Here is a 15,805-nt window from a genome sequence, read left to right on the forward strand (position 1 = left end):
TCATGCGGCCTGTGAGCGAATCCAGGCCAGGTACTCGGTACGGACGTAGTTCCGGTAGTCCTCGGAGAGGACCAGGTCCTGCCCCTTGCGGCTCAAGCCGCGGTGCCGGATGTCGTACTCGATGAGCCACTCGGCAGCGACCGTCGCGGCCTCGTCGGCGTCGGCCGCGGCGCGGGCATCGCCATGAGCGAGTTCCCGCAGCGCGACGCGGTCCAGGAGCGCGGCCTTGCGAAGCCGGAACTCGCGGTCCTTGCTGACGTCGGACGGACGCGAGTCAGTGGCCTCCGCGATCAGGCAGAGCTCCTGGCAGATGGTCGGAGCGCTGGCGTAGGCGTCGTCGGGCAGAGGGCGGTGCGGATCAGCGATCAACTGGCTTCCTCAGTGGTGCGGGGCGTCTTGGCGCCGATGAGTACGTAGTGGAGGGCGCGCTCGACCGCTTCGCCGTACTGGTACGCGGCGGCAGCCAGACCGGCGGCGTATTCGGAGGCGTCGGTCAGTTCCGTGCTCTTGTAGTCCGACAGGTCCTCGTAGAAGGCGAAGTCTCGGACAGCGAGGTCGGCCCGCTGATGCTCGGTGACGATCTCTCGGAGAGTGACGAGGTTCGGGCCGCCGATGTACTGGTCGAGCGCGCCTTGGAAGTCGGGCAGCAGGCCAGCTCGGATCTCGTACATGCCGTCCCGGCGGCCGAGTTCGACATGTGTGGGCTGCTTCCCCCTGAGCACGGCGTTCACGGCGGCGGCCGTGCCGTACGCGTAGGCCAGGGAGGCGTTCTCGTACAGGTTCTTGGCCTCGGTCTCTACACGGTCGTGGAGGGCCTTGACCCTCATGACCGAGTCATCGTGCGGGCGGATGTAGTCGCGGCCAGCGACGCTCATTGCGCCGGCTTGAGGGCAGAGGCGCGCCAGGTCGTAGGACCAGGCGCTGGACTGCGCAGCCTGGTGTGCCATGCGGTACTCACGAGCAGCAGCGCCAAGCGCGTGGACGCTGTCGGACAGACTGAGGAACCACGCGAGCGCGGGCTTGGGCATGAAGTCCTCCACGGGTGAACGGGGCCGGGCTGTCCGTCCCTCTGCGCGGCCCCTCCAACCGGTGCCGGACGGGCAGCACAGGGAAGCGTCAGACCAACTTCGGCTTGCTGGCGGGAGGCTCAGCGGCAGCGAAAAGGAGTTCACGCAGGTCGCTGCCGATCACACCGGCAAGCCGGTGCTCGATGGCGTGCCAGGACTCGGTGTCGATGGCCATCAAGGCGGCGATGGCGGCAGGGCCCTTGCCTTCCTCGATCGCGGTCAGTGCGTCGCGGAGCTCGCCGGAGGCCATGAGCGATATGCGGGGCGGGGCCGAGGAGTTCGTGTGAGTCATGTGAGTTCCCCTGAGGTCGGTGTCGGGCGGAGCTGAGGGTCAAAAGCTGCCGAGGAAGTGGCCGAGCGACGCCATGAGTTCGTCGATGGCGGGGCTGGCCGGGCTGGCGGCGAGGTAGTAGCCGAACATCACGCCGACGAAGGCAGAGCCGGGCCCGACCGCCTTGAACTTGATCAGCACGGCGAGGAAGAGGCCGAAGAGGAGAAGGAGCGAAACGGAGAGAACCACTGGGTCTCCATTCGTGGTCATCGGGTGGGATAGGAGGTGAGCAGCAGCGCTAGCGCGGCGCCGAGCAGGACGAGCCGAAGGAGCGCGCGCATCAGCGGGTGCCTTCACGGCGCAGGCGGGAGAAGGCGTTGTAGGCGCGCCGGCCTATGCGCAGGCGGTACCCGTAGCCGTCGCAGCGACGGCAGGACCTTCCCCGCTTGAGACGGCCGGAGAAGCGGCTGACCTTGACCTTCGAACCCCACCCCTTGCACTTGCGGCAGGAGCCGAACGGGCTTGCCGCACAGACAGCCGCGTAACAGAGCGTGATGAAGAGAAGGCCGGGCAGGTACGAGAATGCGTGCATCGTGGAAAACCCCCCTCAGGGCAGGATTCGGGAAGTGCTGGAGAGATGGCGCTAGGAACTAGTTCGCAGGTCAGAAGCCGCGCGTGGAGCTAGCAGGGGTGCTAGACCTAGCGGGGGCGGCCGCTAGGTCTAGCGGGCGGATCTACTACGCGGCTTCGGCGCTTCCGTCACGTTCTGCGACCGCCTTGAGGAGATCGGCGCGCTTGATGCCACGCCGGTTGACGCCCTTGCCGTCCTCGGCCGTACCCCAGACCTGGCCGGTACGGATACCGTGCGGCTTGAGCCCGGCGGCGAGCTGTTCGAGCGTCCATTCCCCGTAGATCTCGGGGCGGAGCTCAGCGAGCCGGCCAAGGAGTGTCTCGGACCAGACCTTCGGCTCCTCAGCGGGAACGACGGCCAGGACGTCGCTGAGGACGTCGCTCGCGTGGACCGGCTCGACGTCCGGCAGCTCGCCGAGCGCGTGGCCGGCGAGGGTACCGGCGCGCTCGCGCAGACCACGCGCGCGGAGGGCGATGCGGTCCGCTTCCACGGCGTCGATGAAGGCCGAGCGGACGATGCGGGCGTCGGCTCCCTCGCCAAGGAAGTAGCAGATGCCCTTGTCGCCCCAGGCGAACATGTTGGCGCGGACGCCACGCTTGTAGGAGCCGGTGCCGAGCACCATGTCGTTCTCGATCTGGCCCATGACTTTGAGGCACCACCGGGCCGAGGCGTTGGCGCTGATCGCGGTCGGAATGGAGTCCTTGTCGGGGCGCTGCGTGGCCAGGAGAAGGACGATGCCGGTCGCCGGTCCGCGCTTGACCAGGTCGGTGCAGATTTCCTTGAACTCCGCACCGTATTTGGAGTGCTCGAACCAGATCTGACACTCGTCGACGCCGATGGCGATCGGGTGCAGGCCGAGCGACCTCCGGGAGGCGAGCTCCGTGGTCACCTTCGATTCCGGGCAGAGGTCGCGCGGCAACGAGCGGATCACTTTCGCGCGGCGGCGAAGCTCGCCCTGCAGCTCGCGCATGTCTGCAATGGCGTACTCGATGTCCTCAATCTCCTCGCCAGCCCGGTGCCGGTAGGCCACTCGATCGCCGACGCTGTCGAGATCGCCGGTCCCCTTCAGGTCGTACGTGTGGATCTCGGCTCGGACGTCGAGTGCCGCGATCAGGAGAAGGAGGCGCAGGAGGAATGTCTTGCCCATGCGCGGGATGGCGCCGATGATGCCCGCGATGAACATCAGGGTGATGCCGACCCAGCGTCCCCGCTGGTCAGTCCCCCACTTGACGGGCTTGAAGAGGTCCACGCCGCCCGACGTGGCGAGCGGCCACTTCGCAGTGGTCGTCTGCGACATGTCCTGATCGCCGACCCAGAGCCGGAGTCGGCCGGTGTGCTCGTCGGGCACCGACTCAGGCCAGACACAGCCGAGCGGCCGGCGCAGGCCCGACGCGAGCTTCTCCCGACGGTCGGCCACGTCCGTCACCGTCACGCCGTACGGAAGGTCGCCTTCGGCCAGCCAGCCGGGGCCGTCCCGCGTGATCGGCGAGGTGAAGTTGAAGCCGTCCTCGCCCCGGGACTGCGCCTGATTGATGGCCGGGATGCCGAGCGATCCCAGCGCACGGAGCACGATGTCACTGGTGAGCTTCGTGGCCTTGGGGATCTCCACAGACCTGTGGACAACCGGAGCATCCGCAGGCTGGCCGAGCCAGCCGAGGGCGAGCGCCGCTGAGACGCCGACCGTGGCGAGGAGCCAGTCCGGGGCCAGGACGTACACGGCAAGCACGGTGGTCACGCCCATGATCGAGGCGGCGACCCCGACGGCCGTCCGCCAGCGGACGCGCCGGTCACGCTGCCGGGAGAGCTTCAGATAGCGGTCGATGTCCGCGTGTGCGGCCGCCTCCTTGCGGAAGACGTCGCCCTCCGCGTCCTTCATCCACCGCAGACTCTCGCCCACGAAGCGGGCGGCGCCGAGCGGAGACTGCAGCATGAGCCTCGTCGCGTACCACGGCGTGCGGATCGCGTGATATGAGGCGATGTGCCACGCGTACTTCAGGACTCCCTGACCCGCCTGCTTGAACTCATCAACCGAGCGCGTCCACTTGGGGATGACTGGCCGACGCTTCGCGCCACTCACCCGGTCCATCAGGGTCGGGCCCGACGGACCGCCAGCGCGGTCGACGTTCACGACCTTGCTCGGGTCGGCCTCGGTCGGCTCAGGGTCGGGCTCTGTGCCGGAGTCCGGCTTCCCTGACCAACGGTTGATGAAGTCGAACGCGGACCCGCCGGAGGCGGCGTCCTTCATCTCCTTCTCCAGATGCGCGAAAAGCTCGCGCTCCGAGCCGTCGTTGTCCTCGTGATTCACTGGCACTTCCTTCCTGTACGGGAGGTATGGCCAGGGCCCGCCCCTACCCGCCAAAGCAGCGGGCGGGCCCTGTGCTGAAAGCGAGCGAGCCGGTCCGGATCAAGCGCCCAAGCTGGCGGTTTCCTCTGGCTCGCGCTCCGTCCGGAGGACGTCCCGAAGCTGTCGGGAGCGCTCCTGACTGCATCCGATGGCCTTGCGGATCGGCTCGGCGTCCAGACGCCCGTACGGCCAACCGGCCGTCTCCAAACGGGCTTTGTCGAGCGCCTGCTCCCACGTCATGCGCGGGTTGTTCCTGTCCTGGCGTGCGGGGCGGCGGCGCCTGGGCGTTTCCTGCCGGGGCCCCAGCTCATCGCCCGACTCTTGCTCGTCCTTCTCGTCGGGCGGGGCCATCCCGCCGGGCGTCAACGCACCCAATTTGAGGAGTACGAGATCCCGGCGCGGCGCCTTCCAGCGCCAGCCCGACCCGTAGGCCTGACGGAACTCGGCACGGAGGAGGAGTCGATCCTTCTCCAGGCTCAGGGCCTTGCGATAGTCGGTCAGCTCCCACAGGACCATGCGTCGCCACAGCATCGTCGTCGTCCAGGGAGCGATGAACCACCGGGACCGCCGGATGCGCTCCATGCGCTTCCCGGTCGCGACGCCGATCCGTACCGCGTAGACATGCGCGGCGATCTCGCTCAGCCCCACCCAGATCAGCGGCATGGACCCATGCGCGATCTTCGCGGAGACGGAGTCGCCGGCAGCGACGTTCAGCCAGCACGTGACGAGAGTCAGCGCCCACGGAGCGAAGTGCACCCACGCAAGCGGCATGCCGAGCCGGATCAGCAGTAGCCGGGCCGCCGTGAAAACAGGGATCGCGATGTCGATTCCGATCGGAAGCATCCACGGCTCCGAGAACCCCCATGACGAGGCGGCTCTGCCGACGGAGTTGTACGAGGACGCGAGCCCGAGAGCTCCCACCCCCGCTCCCGCGAGGATCACACCCCAGAGCAGCAGTCTCTCGCTTTGGCTCAATGGGTGCGCTTCGACGGTCTGCGCTGTCGTCACGCTCAGGCCGCCTTCCGCATCCTGCTCAGGCGCGCGCTCTTGGTCTGGTTCCGAAGGTTCGCGACGCAGACGAGCTGAGCCGCGTACGCGGCGTTCACCCGCTCAATCTCGTCGCCTCGGCCGGCCTCCAGGAGCTCGCCGAGGACGTCCTTGGCGGCGAGTTCGCGGGCCTTGCGGTCCTCGTCGGACTCGCCGGGCCAGCCCAGGAACAGATTCCGGAAGTCGTCCGTGCTGTCCTCACTGAAGAGCAGGTCCTGCAGTTCGTCGGGAAGGTCGGCGGCAATGCCACCGGCCAGCTCGACGAACTCGGCAGCGGTCGCGGCCTCCTGGTGGCCGATATAAATACGCATGTATCTCTCCTGGCTCCTGGTCGGGATGGGGGAGCCAGCGCGGCGGGCTGATTTGACCCGTCGGCCGCCGCGGCCGGCTGAAGTGCTTGGTGGGATCAGACGCGAAAGCGTCGGGGACCGGTCAGCCTCTGGTACCAGCGGAAGCCGATCTCGAAGAGCTCGTAGCCGCCGAGGGCTGCCAGCACCATCAACAGGCCGTTTCCGCCCAGCGCGTGGACGGAGTGGGCCGCGACGTACGCGGCGAGCAGCGCCAGAAGGAAGAAGAATGTGCCCATCAAGCGGAGGCGGTTCGTCGTCGGTGGCGTGTAGCGGCTGACAACGTCCAGGTCCTCGGAGAAGACGGCGCGCGGGACGCTGCCCGGCACCGTCAGGACGATGCGACGGTCCACGTTGTAGACGCGGGCAACTATCCCGAGGGCCAGGTCTCTGCGGTCCCGAACGACGTCCCCAACAGCGAGGTACATCAAGGTCTCCTCATGGGAAGTAGGGGAATCCGGGCTTCGCCGCGTCTGCCGTTGGCACGGCAGACGCGGCCCCGAGCCGGAGGTTCGGGCGCGTCATCGTCACTGCTCTGACGCAAGCAGGGCGGCGCGAATCAGGTGGCGCCCCCGGGACTGACCTCCAGGAATGGAGGGTGATCCCCGGGACCGTTCTCCAGAGCTGACGCGCAGGAAGTGGCCGCCGGACGGTCCTCACCCGGCCGTCACGGGGACAGGGAGTCTCGCCCCGTCGAGTTGTCACGCTGTTGAGTTCTGAATCCACAGGTGCTTCCTCCGTACTCACCCCCTCGGGCTTTCCTTCGGGCACTCCTCTCCTAAAGAGGTCTTGATCTCAAGACCTCTTTAGGAGTTCCCATGACTATGGGGTACGACACCACCACTCGTCAAGACCTCTTTAGGAGCCGTATGCTGAGTGGCAGAGAACGACAGGACGGTGAGTTCGGATGGCGAAGGCCTACGAGAAGATTGCGGACAACCTTCGCGAGCAGATTCGCGCAGGCCAGTACGGCCCTGGCGATCGCCTGCCCTCCGAGGCCGACCTCGTCAAGAGCAGCGGCCGGAGCGGGCCAACGGTCCAACAGGCCCTGCGCGTGCTCCAGGCCGAGGGGCTTATTGAGAAGCGCCACGGCATCGGCACGTTCGTGCGCCGGCCACGCACCCCCGTCCTCCGCGACAACGCGCGACACCAGTGGGAGAAGGAACGTGCCCTCGCTCCCGAGGAGCAACGCCTCGAAACAGGCGCGACTGAGCACGACACGGGCTTGGAAATCAACGACCTCGTCTTCCACGCCACCTACCGCGACATCAAGGCCGCCAAGGAAGTCAGTAAGGCGATGGGTGTCGCCGAGGGCACACCGCTCGTGGAGCGCACCTACCGGACTCGGTACAGCGCCGAACGCGAGCCCTTCAGCCTGGTGACCTCGTACTTGATTCGAAGCCTCGTCGAGTCCAACCCGGATCTCCTGGACGAGACGAAGGAGCCGTGGCCGGGCGGCACGATGAACCAGCTCCACACCGTGGGCATCGAGATCGACCGCATCGAGGAGCGCATCACCGCCCGCCCCCCTACCTCCGAGGAAGCCGAGGAGCTCGGCCTGCCGCCGGGCACCGCGGTGCTTGTGCTCCGCAAGACGCAGTACGACACCAAAGACCGCGTCGTCGAGTTGTCGGACGTCACGTTTCCCGGGGACCGCACAGAAATGCTCTTCACGACTCACTTGGAAAGGTGGTGAGCCGTGAGCCGGCGCATCATTATCGTCACGGCCGTTCACGCCCCCTCGGCGCACTTTCTCCCCGATGCATACAAGTCTCTGTGTGACCAGGAGCTACCTGAGGGGTGGGATTGGCACTGGCTGATCCAGGAAGACGGCCAGACAGAACAGGTCCGCCCGCACGTGCCTGACGACGAGCGGATCACCTTCCGTCAGGGACGCCATGGCGGGCCCGGCGTCGCACGCATGATGGCGCTCGCCAACGCCGATGGCGAGTATGTGAAGGTCCTGGACGCCGATGACCAACTCCCCCCGGGCGCGCTCGCGCGGGACCTGGCGGCGCTCGAAGCGGACCCCACCATCGGGTGGGCGACGTCCCGCGTACTGGATCTGATGCCGGACGGTTCAACCGTGGGGTTCCCCGGAGACCCCGAGCCCGGACCCATCGAGCGTCAGACTGTCATCGACTACTGGGCCGAGCACAGCTACCGAGCCTCGGTACACCCTGCGACCCTGTTCGTCCGGCGGGATCTACTCCTGGCGCTCGGCGGATGGATGGCCCTTCCGGCCTCCGAGGACACGGGCCTCCTCCTGGCCCTCAACTCTGTTGCCCGCGGCTGGTTCTCCTCCGAGGTCGGGCTTCTCTACCGCAAGTGGGAGGGGCAGGCGACCGGCCAGGACGCGCACGTGGATGCCAGCGAGCGTGATGCCCGCATGGCCGTCGTGGAAGCGCGAGCCCGCGCCCTCGACTACTTCCAGTGGCGATACCCGGTCAGCTCCGATTGACAGGAAGCTCGTACACGATCTCACAGAGCACGGACGGGACGACGATGTCCGCTGTCTCAACGGCCCGCCCGTCATCGCTGTAGAAGGACCGCTCGATGCGAGTGCAGGGCGTGCCGCGCTGAACGCCGAGGAGGTGCGCCTCCTCGGCGTTCGTCGTTCCTGGCTCGGAGCGCTCCTGTGTGCGTGTGACCGAGATGCCGAGTTCGGCCATGCGCCGCACCACACCGGCGCCGGCCAGCGGGCCGCCGTCAGGCAGTACCACGAGTGAGCCCTTCGTGACGTCGTACGGCTCCCAACTCGTCGTCAGGTACACGGGCTTGTCGTCAACCAGGTGCTCATAGGCCGTCCGGACGCAGTAGGCGCCCTCGTCGACGCCGAGGCGCGCAGCGATCTCCGCCGGAGCTGGCGTCATGACATCGCTGCGCCCTTCCCAGGTTTCCCCCTCGCCAAGCACTCCCAGGTCAGGTCCCCTGTAGCCCGCTCCCGCCTGATATGTCGTCTGGAAGCGGGCCATGCGGCAGCGCTTCCGTTGCGCGGCTACGTACGTTCCTGAGCCTGCACGGCCCTCCAGCACTCCATCCGTGATGAGGGCTTCCTGAGCCCGCCGGATGATCGCGCCGCTGACGCCGAATTCCCGAGCGAGCGCCGCTCGCGACGGCAGCTGCTCGCCCGAAGCCCACTCTTGATCGGCAATGCGCCGACGGAGGTCGTCGGCGATCCGAAGGTAAGACGCCTGCTCTCGCATATGGAAAATCTAGACCACTACCTCTAATCTAGACGTCTAGCTATAGGCTGGACGTCTAGGTAAGTTAGTGGGATCCAGCGGCACCGGAGGAACGCCCTTGTGCACTGCAGATGCACGAGCAGACGAACTGATGGCGAGCCTCAGCGCCGCCGGATTCAGCCCACATCGGTACGACCACGGCGAGTACGTCGTCGTGGAGATGGAGGTCAGAAGGCCACTGCCGGCCGAGGACTGGAATCAGCTCTACGAGCTTCTGGGGATGGTCGCCGGCTGGGGCGGCAGGTGGGGGCTCGTCAGCAAAAAGAACGGCCTCACCGCCCACGCCTCCATCAGAAAGACCCCCGCGACACACGAGTGTCCGGGGGCATGGCCTTCAGCTTTAGGGAGCTAATCAGCGTGTTCAACGCTATCTGCCGTGTTGCACCACTGACCAGACGGCAAGGGATACAGACAACTCGGCGCAACGGATGGGGGTGAACGGTGACCGCTGTTCAGCGCCGCGTTCACGTGTATCACTCGGCAGCCTGCCGGATCGGTCAGCACGAGACCTGCGATGAATCGACCGCACTGTCCCACCCGCCCGGCGCGTGCCACCTGCGCCCTGTTCCCTCTCAGGTCGGCGGAACGGCGAGGGGGGAGACGGCATGACGCCCCCCAAGGCCGGAGTCGTCGGCCAGACGACCGAAGTCACGTCCGGCACGATCCGCCCCGGCGACGTCCTGCACATCGGCGGCCAGGCGTTCCAGGTCCTGAACCTCATCGAGTTGCACGCCCAGGACAAGGCATTGCGCTTCACCACGGGCGAGGTCCTGAACATGCACTCCAAGACTCGGCTGACCGTGGTCCGGGCAGCCAGAAGGTGGTGACTGCCGATGGCCCAGAACCGTCACGTGCACATCGCGAATGACCTGCGCCGCAGCATCAAGCGCGGCACCTACGCCCCTGGTACTCCGATCCCTCCGGAGACCGCATTGATGGAGCAGTACCGGGCCAGCCGGCCCACGGTCCGGATCGCTCTGGCCCAGATCGAGAACGAGGGGCTGCTGATCCGTCTTCACGGACGTGGGAACTTCGTCCGGCATCAGTCGGGGCTCATCGCCTACAGCGCCGGAAGCCGCACGGCGGACCGCATCGCCGACACGAATGCCGCGCTGCAGGTCAGTGTCAGCCAGCGGAACGTGAACGCCAGTGACGACCAGGCCGCGCTTCTCGGGCTGCCAGTCGGCAGTGCCCTGGCCGAGTACCGCTACCAGGGGCACTACCGAACTGACCCCTGCAGCCTGACGTTGATCTACGTGCCCCACTCGGTCGGCACGATCGATATCTCCGTACACGACGCTACCCCGACCGGCGAGGACGTACGGGAGGCACTCGCGCAGGTAGGCGTTCATATCGCCGAGACGCGAACGCGTGTGGCCTCTCGTCTCCCGAGCCCGGAAGAGACGAGGACCCTGGCCATCGGATCCGGTGCACCGGTCATGGAGATCGAGCGGGTCTCCCTCGATGCCGAGGCCCGCGTCGTCGAGCTCGCTCGCATCGTCCTTCCGGGGTTCAACGCCGAGGTGCACTTCGACGATCGGGCACCGGCGCCCAAGTTGGAGGCAGCGTGACCAGTCACGAGGACGAGAACGGCCCACAGGCGTGGCCAAAGGCTGCTGCGACCACGGACAGTCTGCGGCTGCTGACGTGGCACAGCCCCAGTGGCAATCGCTGCTACCTCAGCACTGACGACGCCAACAGCAACGTGGCGCGACTGGCGGACAATATCGAGAAGGTTCAGACCGACGCAGCCGAGCAAGTCCTGGACGCCGCAATGGCGGTATTGGAGGATCCGCACGCCGACGCACAATCGCTGCGGTTCGCCCTGAGGCGGATGCGTGAGGCTCTTGTCGACGTGCTGCTCGTCGCAGAAAGCCGTGGGGGGCGGCTTCCCATTCTGCGGGATAAGGAGGAGGGCCAGGATCCCGAAGAAGAAGGCCCGAAGCTCCCCCCGGAGTCGTTCTGATGGCCACGCCGACGAGTCTGAACCGAGTCGGTGGAGGGGCCACCCGGCAGGCCGCCCTCCGCGCCGGCCACTCGGAAATCTGCGGCCTCTGCGCCGGCCACCGGGAAGTCTGGTGCCCCGAGTGCTTCGGCTTCGACGGCTGCTACCCATGCCGGCACACCCGGCGCGTTCGGTGCCCGGAGTGCGCGGGTGGGCAACTCTACCCGTTGCGTTGGTGATCGGCTGACGCGGTAACTGCCCTGCTGAGAACGGCGACCTCGGACAGCTTGATGCTGCCCTGTGGCCCGGTTCCTGATCCGTCAGGGACCGGGCCACTTCGCGTCAGCTGACGTGCGGCAGCGGCGGGGCTGGGGTTTCGCTCCGGCGATTCGCCCCTGGCTCTGGCTCCTCCTGTCGTCAGCTCATTCCGATCTGCAGCCCGATCCTGCCGGATCGTGGCTCGCGGTTGGCCGGATCCCAGAGAACCAGGTCAGGCAGGTCAGCGCAGCATCTCGGCATCGACTCGCGAGAAGATCAGCTCCGTCTCCCCCAGGATCCGATCTCGCCAACGAATGGGAGGCACGGGGTGGCGGATCGCGCGGGGGTAGCTGACAGGCGAGTAGTCGGTGGGGAGTCGGTACATGTGGAAGCCGTGCTTGCGCATGGTCTCCAGCAGCTCCTCGGCCGAGTCGCCGAGCAGTTCCATCCGGTCCGGGGTGATCTCCAGGGCGATCTCGACATCCGTCCGAAGCTCGCCGAGTAGCGGCTCCAGGCCGCGGACGACGCTCCCCTCTGCACCCTCGACGTCAATCTTGATCACACGGGCCCTGGCGACCTCGTCCGGCGTCAGAACGTCGGCTATGGAGAACGCCTCCATCTCGAAGCTGGACTCTGCCGACCCGTCGTACGGGACGATCGAGTTGGCACCCATGTTGTTCGAGCTGGCCAGCACGAAGGTCAGTGTCTTGCGCTCGTCGGAGACCGCCACATTGGCCGCGCGGATGTTCTCGCAGTGGTTGAGCTCTGCATGCTGAAGCACCCGGCGGTGGAAGGTGGGGGACGCTTCGATCGCCACCACGCTGCCGGTGCTGCCGACGAGGCGGGAGCCGAGCACGGAAAAGACGCCGATGTTGGCCCCGACGTCCACAAAGACGTCGCCCGGCTCCAGTCGGGTCTCCAGCCAGTGGGACATGTGCGGCTCCCACACCCCGAAGAGGTAGAGGTACCGCTGAATCAGGTCCTTGGTGTCGACGGCGAAGGCGTCCCCAGCCGCAGACCGGACGACCCGGCGCCGAGGGTGTTCTCGAAGGCGCGGGTTGAGCCAGTGCTCTGCCATCTGGGCCTTCGCCAGCGACAGCGGCGCATTACGCACATAGCGGGCCCCTAGGGTGGTCAGCACATCCGAGGGAGACATGATCACGCGCCCGCCTTCCGTAGAGTCCACGGACACGCTATCCCTCACCCCCGCTGCGCAGCAGCGAAGAGATCAGCGTCCCGGGAACCGCGCCACCGCGGTACGCCAGGAGCTGCCTCGCACCCTGATACGGGGGCCCGTCCTATCAGCGACCGTGCTGCAGGACGGTGTCGGGGCGACACACCAGACACGACACGGTGACGTCCGGCCCGGCGAGTGCCTCCAGCGCCTCCTGGTCGGTCACCATGCCACCCGACGACTGCGCCTGCGCGCAGTCGGGGCGGTGGAGGCAGGCGTCAGCCCAGGAATCGCCGGGGGGCGGCGGGGACAGGCGCCAGCGCTTGCGCTCCTCGGGCGGCGGGAGATCGAGGCTGCTGTAGTCCTCCCCCTCAATCCGCTGGACGACGGGGTACGGGGCGCAGAAGGTGACCGTGCGCGATGTCAGGGCCGGCCCGTGGCGGCGGTCGACTCGGTCGGGCAGCTCGATTTCCAGGTCGTACCACCACACGCCCGAGCGGTCCCGGCGCCGGCGGACCACCGCCGCCTGCAGGTGCTGGCCATTCGGGAGCGTGACGTCTGCCTGGGGGCGCGAGACGTCGGGCGTGAAGTCGCCCTTGTCATTCATCTCGGTTCGACGGTGCCGGTTCCGAGACGTGCTTGAGTGCGGAGCGCGCGGTGACCGGGTCCGGGCACGAGGCCCAGAAGCCGTGGACGAAGATATGGGTGACGAGCTGCATCTGACGAGCACGCAAGTCGCTGACCTGCTGCTTTTCCTCGTCGGTCCAGCCTGAGGAGTCCGGGCGCTTGGACTCGCAGTAGCGGCCGCCCTCCCTGGTATGCGTCCACCTCGGCAGAGGCACCACCGACCACGGCAAGCGCTTGTACAGGGCGGACAGCTCCGACTGCACGCTGCGCAGCTCCAGCTGGGCGTCCACCAGGTCACGCGGAAAATCGAACATCTTTGCCATTGCGGCTCGATCCTACAGCCGCCCCACTGCGCAGCCCCGGCTGCTGGGCGGCGATCCGCTCCGGCAGGGCGTGGCTGATAGGGAAGAGCGGGCGAGTCGAGGACGGCCCGGACTCGTGGATGACGATCGAGACCGCCGAGCAGAGCCAGCTGGCTGTTGAACCTGCCCGGCACGATGGCCGAGGCACGCTGGTCGAGGGCACCTCACTGCCGTCTGACCAGCCCGGCCCCTTACCGCGCCCAGATCGCACACCGCTCCACCGCCAGCTGCTGACGGCGTGCAAAACGCCTGCCATTCCAGTGGGACGGCGTCGATGGCCCTGGGATGAATGCTGGAGGCCGTCACCATCAGGTGACGGCCTGTTCCAGCAGCAGCACGCCCGGGCGGGTCACGACAGGTAGTCCTCGAAGCCGCCGGCGCGGTGTGTGGGTGAAGCAGTGGAACCCACCCCCGAACAACCCCCTGTGCCGGTGGCGTACGGGCGCCACGTCGAGGCCCTCGGTCTCCAGGAGCTTGGCCAGGCCGGTGCACTCCTCGTGCGTTCGTCGCAGAGAGCACGTTGAGGTCGATGCAGGGGCTGGTGAGGACCAGGTCCTCGTAGTCGTCGTGGACCGGGAACGCGCCCGCGTCCGGCTCCGGCGGCACGATGTAGCGCCACGAGCGCAGCGGTTCGGGCATCAGGTCCCGGATGCCGTCGTGCCGGGCCAGGAGCACGCCGGGGCGCAGGGCGAGCACCATGCTGTCGATGTGGTTGTCCGCCATCGGGCTCGATCGGCGGGACTGGGTAGCTCACGTCAGGCGCTGGCGAGGAAGTCGATGGCGCGTTCGTCTAGTTCGGCTGTGCAGCGTACGCCGCGGGTGCGGAAGCGGGCGAGGTCGCCGCGCATGCGGGTGACGGCCTTACGGGTGCGAACGGACCGTACGCCGTCCATGTGGTCCAGGGCCCGGTTCCAGGTGGCGCACGCTTGCTCGATCTGGCCGCGCTTGAGCTGCATTTCGGCGCCGGCGACCAGGTCCAGGGCGACGATCCTCGCGTAGGTACCGGCGGGGCGGGCGGCGGCGGCGTGGCCGTACTGCTCGGCGGCGGTCCGGTGATCGCCGAGCGTTTCGTAGACCTTGGCGTTGCGCGAGTACACCGAGGCGGCCGGAGGTCCCCAGGCCAGGGCCCAGAACGGCACTGCGTCGCCGGGGCCGGCGGTCAGCAGGGCGCTCGCGCGCTCGGCTTCGGCGAGGGCGGTCGTGCGCTGTCCGGCCTTGGCCAGGGTGTGGGCGTGGACGACACGGAAGAGGGATTCCGTCTGGGTATCGACTTTGCCCTTGGCGCGATTGAGTCCTGTCTCGGCCAGGCCGAGGCAGTGTTCGGGCCGGTGCAGCTTGAGCCCTTGCATGGCCATCGTGCGCATCACGAACCCGTCGTGCCCGGTGACGTCGGATTCGACGGCGAGTGCGTAGGACTGAAGGTAATAGCGCTGCGCGAGTCCTTGCTGGCCTGCGTCGTAGGACTTCCAGCCCAGCAGGTGCACGCCGCGGGAGGCGGCGGAGAGCATGTGCTGGCGGATTTCCCCTGTGCGGAAGCGCCCCCGGCACAGGGGGGCGACGTCGTCGCGCAGGTACTGCACGAGCGCGCTGCGGCCGTGTTGACCGCCGTGGCGTTCGTCCATCTCGGAGAAGACGCGCACCATGTCGCGCACGGCGGCGACTTCGGCCATGCCGACGGCCTGACCGGAGCGGGCCGCAGCGGTGCGGTCGGCGATCTCCTGCACGTAGGTCAGGGGCAGAGCAGCGGCGGCCACCGAGTACGCGGAGGATGTGAGGAAACGGCGCCGGTCCAACTCGAACCTCCACATCGGCAGCAGGGCGTCGATCGGGTCGGCCCCGAGGGCCAGCCCGATGCTGTCATCCTCCTCAGGCTCAGCTAATCCGAGGTCGGCCGGGGTGAGCAGGCGGCCGAGGCGCCTGGACAACGCGACGGCGAGGTAACGGCCGGTGTCGCCCTGGGGGGTAACGCCGGCGATCCAGTGCTCGACGGTCGACTTGTTGGTCCGTAAAGACGTGCCGCATTCGGCGGCCACCGCGCGCACCGCCTTGGCCACGGCTGCATAGGTCAAGCCGGACTCGGCGACGAGCCCTTTGAGCTGCTGGTTTGGCGTGCGCGTGGCCATGGGAGCACCTGCCCGTATACCCGATATACCGCTTGCCCTGCCCGCCACCGTACCGCCCTACCCGTGCCATGGGTTGACTGTTCATCAGGCCGAGCGGCGGGGGCCAAAGCGGTTTCCCCGGCCCTGCCGTTCCGCCCGGTACGGCCGTCTGCCTCGCGCCCACTGGAGGGCGCGGGGGACACAAAACCTGGAGGTTTCGATCATGGAGCAGAACACCACCCCCGTCTACAGCACGCCGGTCGTCCTGGACGCCGGCGACGTCGTCGAGGTGACGCTGGGCACCAACACCTTCGACACCGCCGACGACACCCAGTACAAGAACGCCTGAGTCCGCGGACTGCCGGGGCCGGCAGGCAATGAGCGC

At 67.6% G+C, this 15,805-nt stretch carries 21 protein-coding genes; 7 read left to right on the forward strand and 14 right to left on the reverse strand.

Annotation, left to right across the window (positions count from 1 at the left end; translation table 11 throughout):
- The 9 genes from OIU81_RS16095 to OIU81_RS16135 form a co-directional block, all read right to left on the reverse strand.
- Positions 1-369 (reverse strand): hypothetical protein, encoded by a 369-nt coding sequence (locus OIU81_RS16095; RefSeq protein ID WP_329148415.1) that lies wholly within the window; start codon positions 367-369, stop codon positions 1-3.
- Entirely contained in the window at positions 366-1,028 is a 663-nt protein-coding gene (locus OIU81_RS16100) for a hypothetical protein (RefSeq protein ID WP_329148416.1), read from the reverse strand. Before OIU81_RS16100 ends, OIU81_RS16095 begins: the two co-directional genes overlap by 4 nt.
- 88 nt (positions 1,029-1,116) lie before the next feature.
- Positions 1,117-1,359, reverse strand: coding sequence for a hypothetical protein (locus tag OIU81_RS16105; protein WP_329148418.1), 243 nt, complete (start codon positions 1,357-1,359; stop codon positions 1,117-1,119).
- A 39-nt stretch (positions 1,360-1,398) separates the two neighbouring features.
- Positions 1,399-1,587, reverse strand: coding sequence for a hypothetical protein (locus OIU81_RS16110; RefSeq protein ID WP_329148420.1), 189 nt, complete (start codon positions 1,585-1,587; stop codon positions 1,399-1,401).
- Positions 1,588-1,678: 91 nt separating this feature from the next.
- Complete coding sequence (locus OIU81_RS16115; protein ID WP_329148421.1) at positions 1,679-1,930, reverse strand: hypothetical protein; 252 nt, start codon at positions 1,928-1,930, stop codon at positions 1,679-1,681.
- A gap of 145 nt (positions 1,931-2,075) precedes the next feature.
- A complete protein-coding gene (locus OIU81_RS16120; RefSeq protein ID WP_329148423.1) occupies positions 2,076-4,274 on the reverse strand; it encodes a cell division protein FtsK in 2,199 nt (732 codons plus the stop codon).
- A 99-nt stretch (positions 4,275-4,373) separates the two neighbouring features.
- Positions 4,374-5,321 (reverse strand): DUF2637 domain-containing protein, encoded by a 948-nt coding sequence (locus OIU81_RS16125; protein ID WP_329148425.1) that lies wholly within the window; start codon positions 5,319-5,321, stop codon positions 4,374-4,376.
- A gap of 2 nt (positions 5,322-5,323) precedes the next feature.
- Positions 5,324-5,671, reverse strand: a complete 348-nt coding sequence (locus OIU81_RS16130; RefSeq protein WP_329148427.1) for a hypothetical protein — start codon at positions 5,669-5,671, stop codon at positions 5,324-5,326.
- A 95-nt stretch (positions 5,672-5,766) separates the two neighbouring features.
- The gene (locus OIU81_RS16135; protein ID WP_329148429.1) at positions 5,767-6,135 is read right to left on the reverse strand and encodes a hypothetical protein; all 369 of its coding nucleotides are present in this window, start codon (positions 6,133-6,135) and stop codon (positions 5,767-5,769) included.
- Between the two features lie 479 nt (positions 6,136-6,614).
- Between OIU81_RS16135 and OIU81_RS16140 the strand changes: the two genes are divergently transcribed.
- Positions 6,615-7,403, forward strand: a complete 789-nt coding sequence (locus OIU81_RS16140; protein ID WP_329148431.1) for a GntR family transcriptional regulator — start codon at positions 6,615-6,617, stop codon at positions 7,401-7,403.
- A 3-nt stretch (positions 7,404-7,406) separates the two neighbouring features.
- Positions 7,407-8,168 carry a glycosyltransferase family 2 protein gene (locus OIU81_RS16145; protein WP_329148433.1) on the forward strand — a complete coding sequence of 254 codons (762 nt, stop codon included), beginning with the start codon at positions 7,407-7,409 and terminating at the stop codon, positions 8,166-8,168.
- Here the strand turns inward: OIU81_RS16145 and OIU81_RS16150 are convergent.
- On the reverse strand, positions 8,155-8,913 hold the full coding sequence (locus tag OIU81_RS16150; RefSeq protein WP_329148436.1) for a GntR family transcriptional regulator: 759 nt from the start codon (positions 8,911-8,913) through the stop codon (positions 8,155-8,157). The genes OIU81_RS16145 and OIU81_RS16150 overlap by 14 nt on opposite strands.
- A 130-nt stretch (positions 8,914-9,043) precedes the next feature.
- Here OIU81_RS16150 and OIU81_RS16155 point away from each other — a divergent pair, with 130 nt between their 5' ends.
- The 4 genes from OIU81_RS16155 (at position 9,044) to OIU81_RS16170 (ending at position 10,918) form a co-directional block, all read left to right on the forward strand.
- Positions 9,044-9,304 (forward strand): hypothetical protein, encoded by a 261-nt coding sequence (locus tag OIU81_RS16155; protein ID WP_329148438.1) that lies wholly within the window; start codon positions 9,044-9,046, stop codon positions 9,302-9,304.
- A 253-nt stretch (positions 9,305-9,557) separates the two neighbouring features.
- Positions 9,558-9,779 (forward strand): hypothetical protein, encoded by a 222-nt coding sequence (locus tag OIU81_RS16160; protein WP_329148440.1) that lies wholly within the window; start codon positions 9,558-9,560, stop codon positions 9,777-9,779.
- Positions 9,780-9,785: 6 nt separating this feature from the next.
- Positions 9,786-10,523, forward strand: coding sequence for a GntR family transcriptional regulator (locus OIU81_RS16165; RefSeq protein WP_329148442.1), 738 nt, complete (start codon positions 9,786-9,788; stop codon positions 10,521-10,523).
- Complete coding sequence (locus OIU81_RS16170) at positions 10,520-10,918, forward strand: hypothetical protein (RefSeq protein WP_329148444.1); 399 nt, start codon at positions 10,520-10,522, stop codon at positions 10,916-10,918. Before OIU81_RS16165 ends, OIU81_RS16170 begins: the two co-directional genes overlap by 4 nt.
- A 478-nt stretch (positions 10,919-11,396) precedes the next feature.
- Here the strand turns inward: OIU81_RS16170 and OIU81_RS16175 are convergent, their stop codons facing one another.
- From OIU81_RS16175 to OIU81_RS16190, 4 genes are all read right to left on the reverse strand, one after another.
- Positions 11,397-12,311 carry an FkbM family methyltransferase gene (locus OIU81_RS16175; RefSeq protein ID WP_329148446.1) on the reverse strand — a complete coding sequence of 305 codons (915 nt, stop codon included), beginning with the start codon at positions 12,309-12,311 and terminating at the stop codon, positions 11,397-11,399.
- 145 nt (positions 12,312-12,456) lie between these two features.
- Positions 12,457-12,936 (reverse strand): DUF6233 domain-containing protein, encoded by a 480-nt coding sequence (locus OIU81_RS16180; protein WP_329148448.1) that lies wholly within the window; start codon positions 12,934-12,936, stop codon positions 12,457-12,459.
- Complete coding sequence (locus OIU81_RS16185; protein ID WP_329148450.1) at positions 12,929-13,279, reverse strand: hypothetical protein; 351 nt, start codon at positions 13,277-13,279, stop codon at positions 12,929-12,931. The genes OIU81_RS16180 and OIU81_RS16185 overlap by 8 nt, the downstream gene beginning before the upstream one ends.
- A gap of 794 nt (positions 13,280-14,073) precedes the next feature.
- Positions 14,074-15,441: a hypothetical protein gene (locus tag OIU81_RS16190; protein WP_329148451.1), complete on the reverse strand. Its 1,368-nt coding sequence runs from the start codon at positions 15,439-15,441 to the stop codon at positions 14,074-14,076.
- A gap of 202 nt (positions 15,442-15,643) precedes the next feature.
- Between OIU81_RS16190 and OIU81_RS16195 the strand changes: the two genes are divergently transcribed.
- Complete coding sequence (locus OIU81_RS16195; protein ID WP_329148453.1) at positions 15,644-15,769, forward strand: lasso RiPP family leader peptide-containing protein; 126 nt, start codon at positions 15,644-15,646, stop codon at positions 15,767-15,769.
- The last annotated feature ends 36 nt before the right edge of the window (positions 15,770-15,805 follow it).

The organism is Streptomyces sp. NBC_01454, assembly GCF_036227565.1.
Taxonomy (GTDB): Bacteria; Actinomycetota; Actinomycetes; order Streptomycetales; family Streptomycetaceae; genus Streptomyces.

What these genes read in the sequence shown, in the direction of transcription:
- OIU81_RS16100 (WP_329148416.1), bottom strand. Translation starts at nt 1,028, where the DNA reads ATGCCCAAGCCCGCGCTCGCGTGGTTCCTCAGTCTGTCCGACAGCGTC.
- OIU81_RS16105 (WP_329148418.1), bottom strand. Translation starts at nt 1,359, where the DNA reads ATGACTCACACGAACTCCTCGGCCCCGCCCCGCATATCGCTCATGGCC.
- OIU81_RS16115 (WP_329148421.1), bottom strand. Translation starts at nt 1,930, where the DNA reads ATGCACGCATTCTCGTACCTGCCCGGCCTTCTCTTCATCACGCTCTGT.
- OIU81_RS16130 (WP_329148427.1), bottom strand. Translation starts at nt 5,671, where the DNA reads ATGCGTATTTATATCGGCCACCAGGAGGCCGCGACCGCTGCCGAGTTC.
- OIU81_RS16135 (WP_329148429.1), bottom strand. Translation starts at nt 6,135, where the DNA reads ATGTACCTCGCTGTTGGGGACGTCGTTCGGGACCGCAGAGACCTGGCC.
- OIU81_RS16140 (WP_329148431.1), top strand. Translation starts at nt 6,615, where the DNA reads ATGGCGAAGGCCTACGAGAAGATTGCGGACAACCTTCGCGAGCAGATT.
- OIU81_RS16150 (WP_329148436.1), bottom strand. Translation starts at nt 8,913, where the DNA reads ATGCGAGAGCAGGCGTCTTACCTTCGGATCGCCGACGACCTCCGTCGG.
- OIU81_RS16155 (WP_329148438.1), top strand. Translation starts at nt 9,044, where the DNA reads ATGGCGAGCCTCAGCGCCGCCGGATTCAGCCCACATCGGTACGACCAC.
- OIU81_RS16160 (WP_329148440.1), top strand. Translation starts at nt 9,558, where the DNA reads ATGACGCCCCCCAAGGCCGGAGTCGTCGGCCAGACGACCGAAGTCACG.
- OIU81_RS16165 (WP_329148442.1), top strand. Translation starts at nt 9,786, where the DNA reads ATGGCCCAGAACCGTCACGTGCACATCGCGAATGACCTGCGCCGCAGC.
- OIU81_RS16175 (WP_329148446.1), bottom strand. Translation starts at nt 12,311, where the DNA reads ATGTCTCCCTCGGATGTGCTGACCACCCTAGGGGCCCGCTATGTGCGT.
- OIU81_RS16180 (WP_329148448.1), bottom strand. Translation starts at nt 12,936, where the DNA reads ATGAATGACAAGGGCGACTTCACGCCCGACGTCTCGCGCCCCCAGGCA.
- OIU81_RS16185 (WP_329148450.1), bottom strand. Translation starts at nt 13,279, where the DNA reads ATGGCAAAGATGTTCGATTTTCCGCGTGACCTGGTGGACGCCCAGCTG.
- OIU81_RS16190 (WP_329148451.1), bottom strand. Translation starts at nt 15,441, where the DNA reads ATGGCCACGCGCACGCCAAACCAGCAGCTCAAAGGGCTCGTCGCCGAG.
- OIU81_RS16195 (WP_329148453.1), top strand. Translation starts at nt 15,644, where the DNA reads ATGGAGCAGAACACCACCCCCGTCTACAGCACGCCGGTCGTCCTGGAC.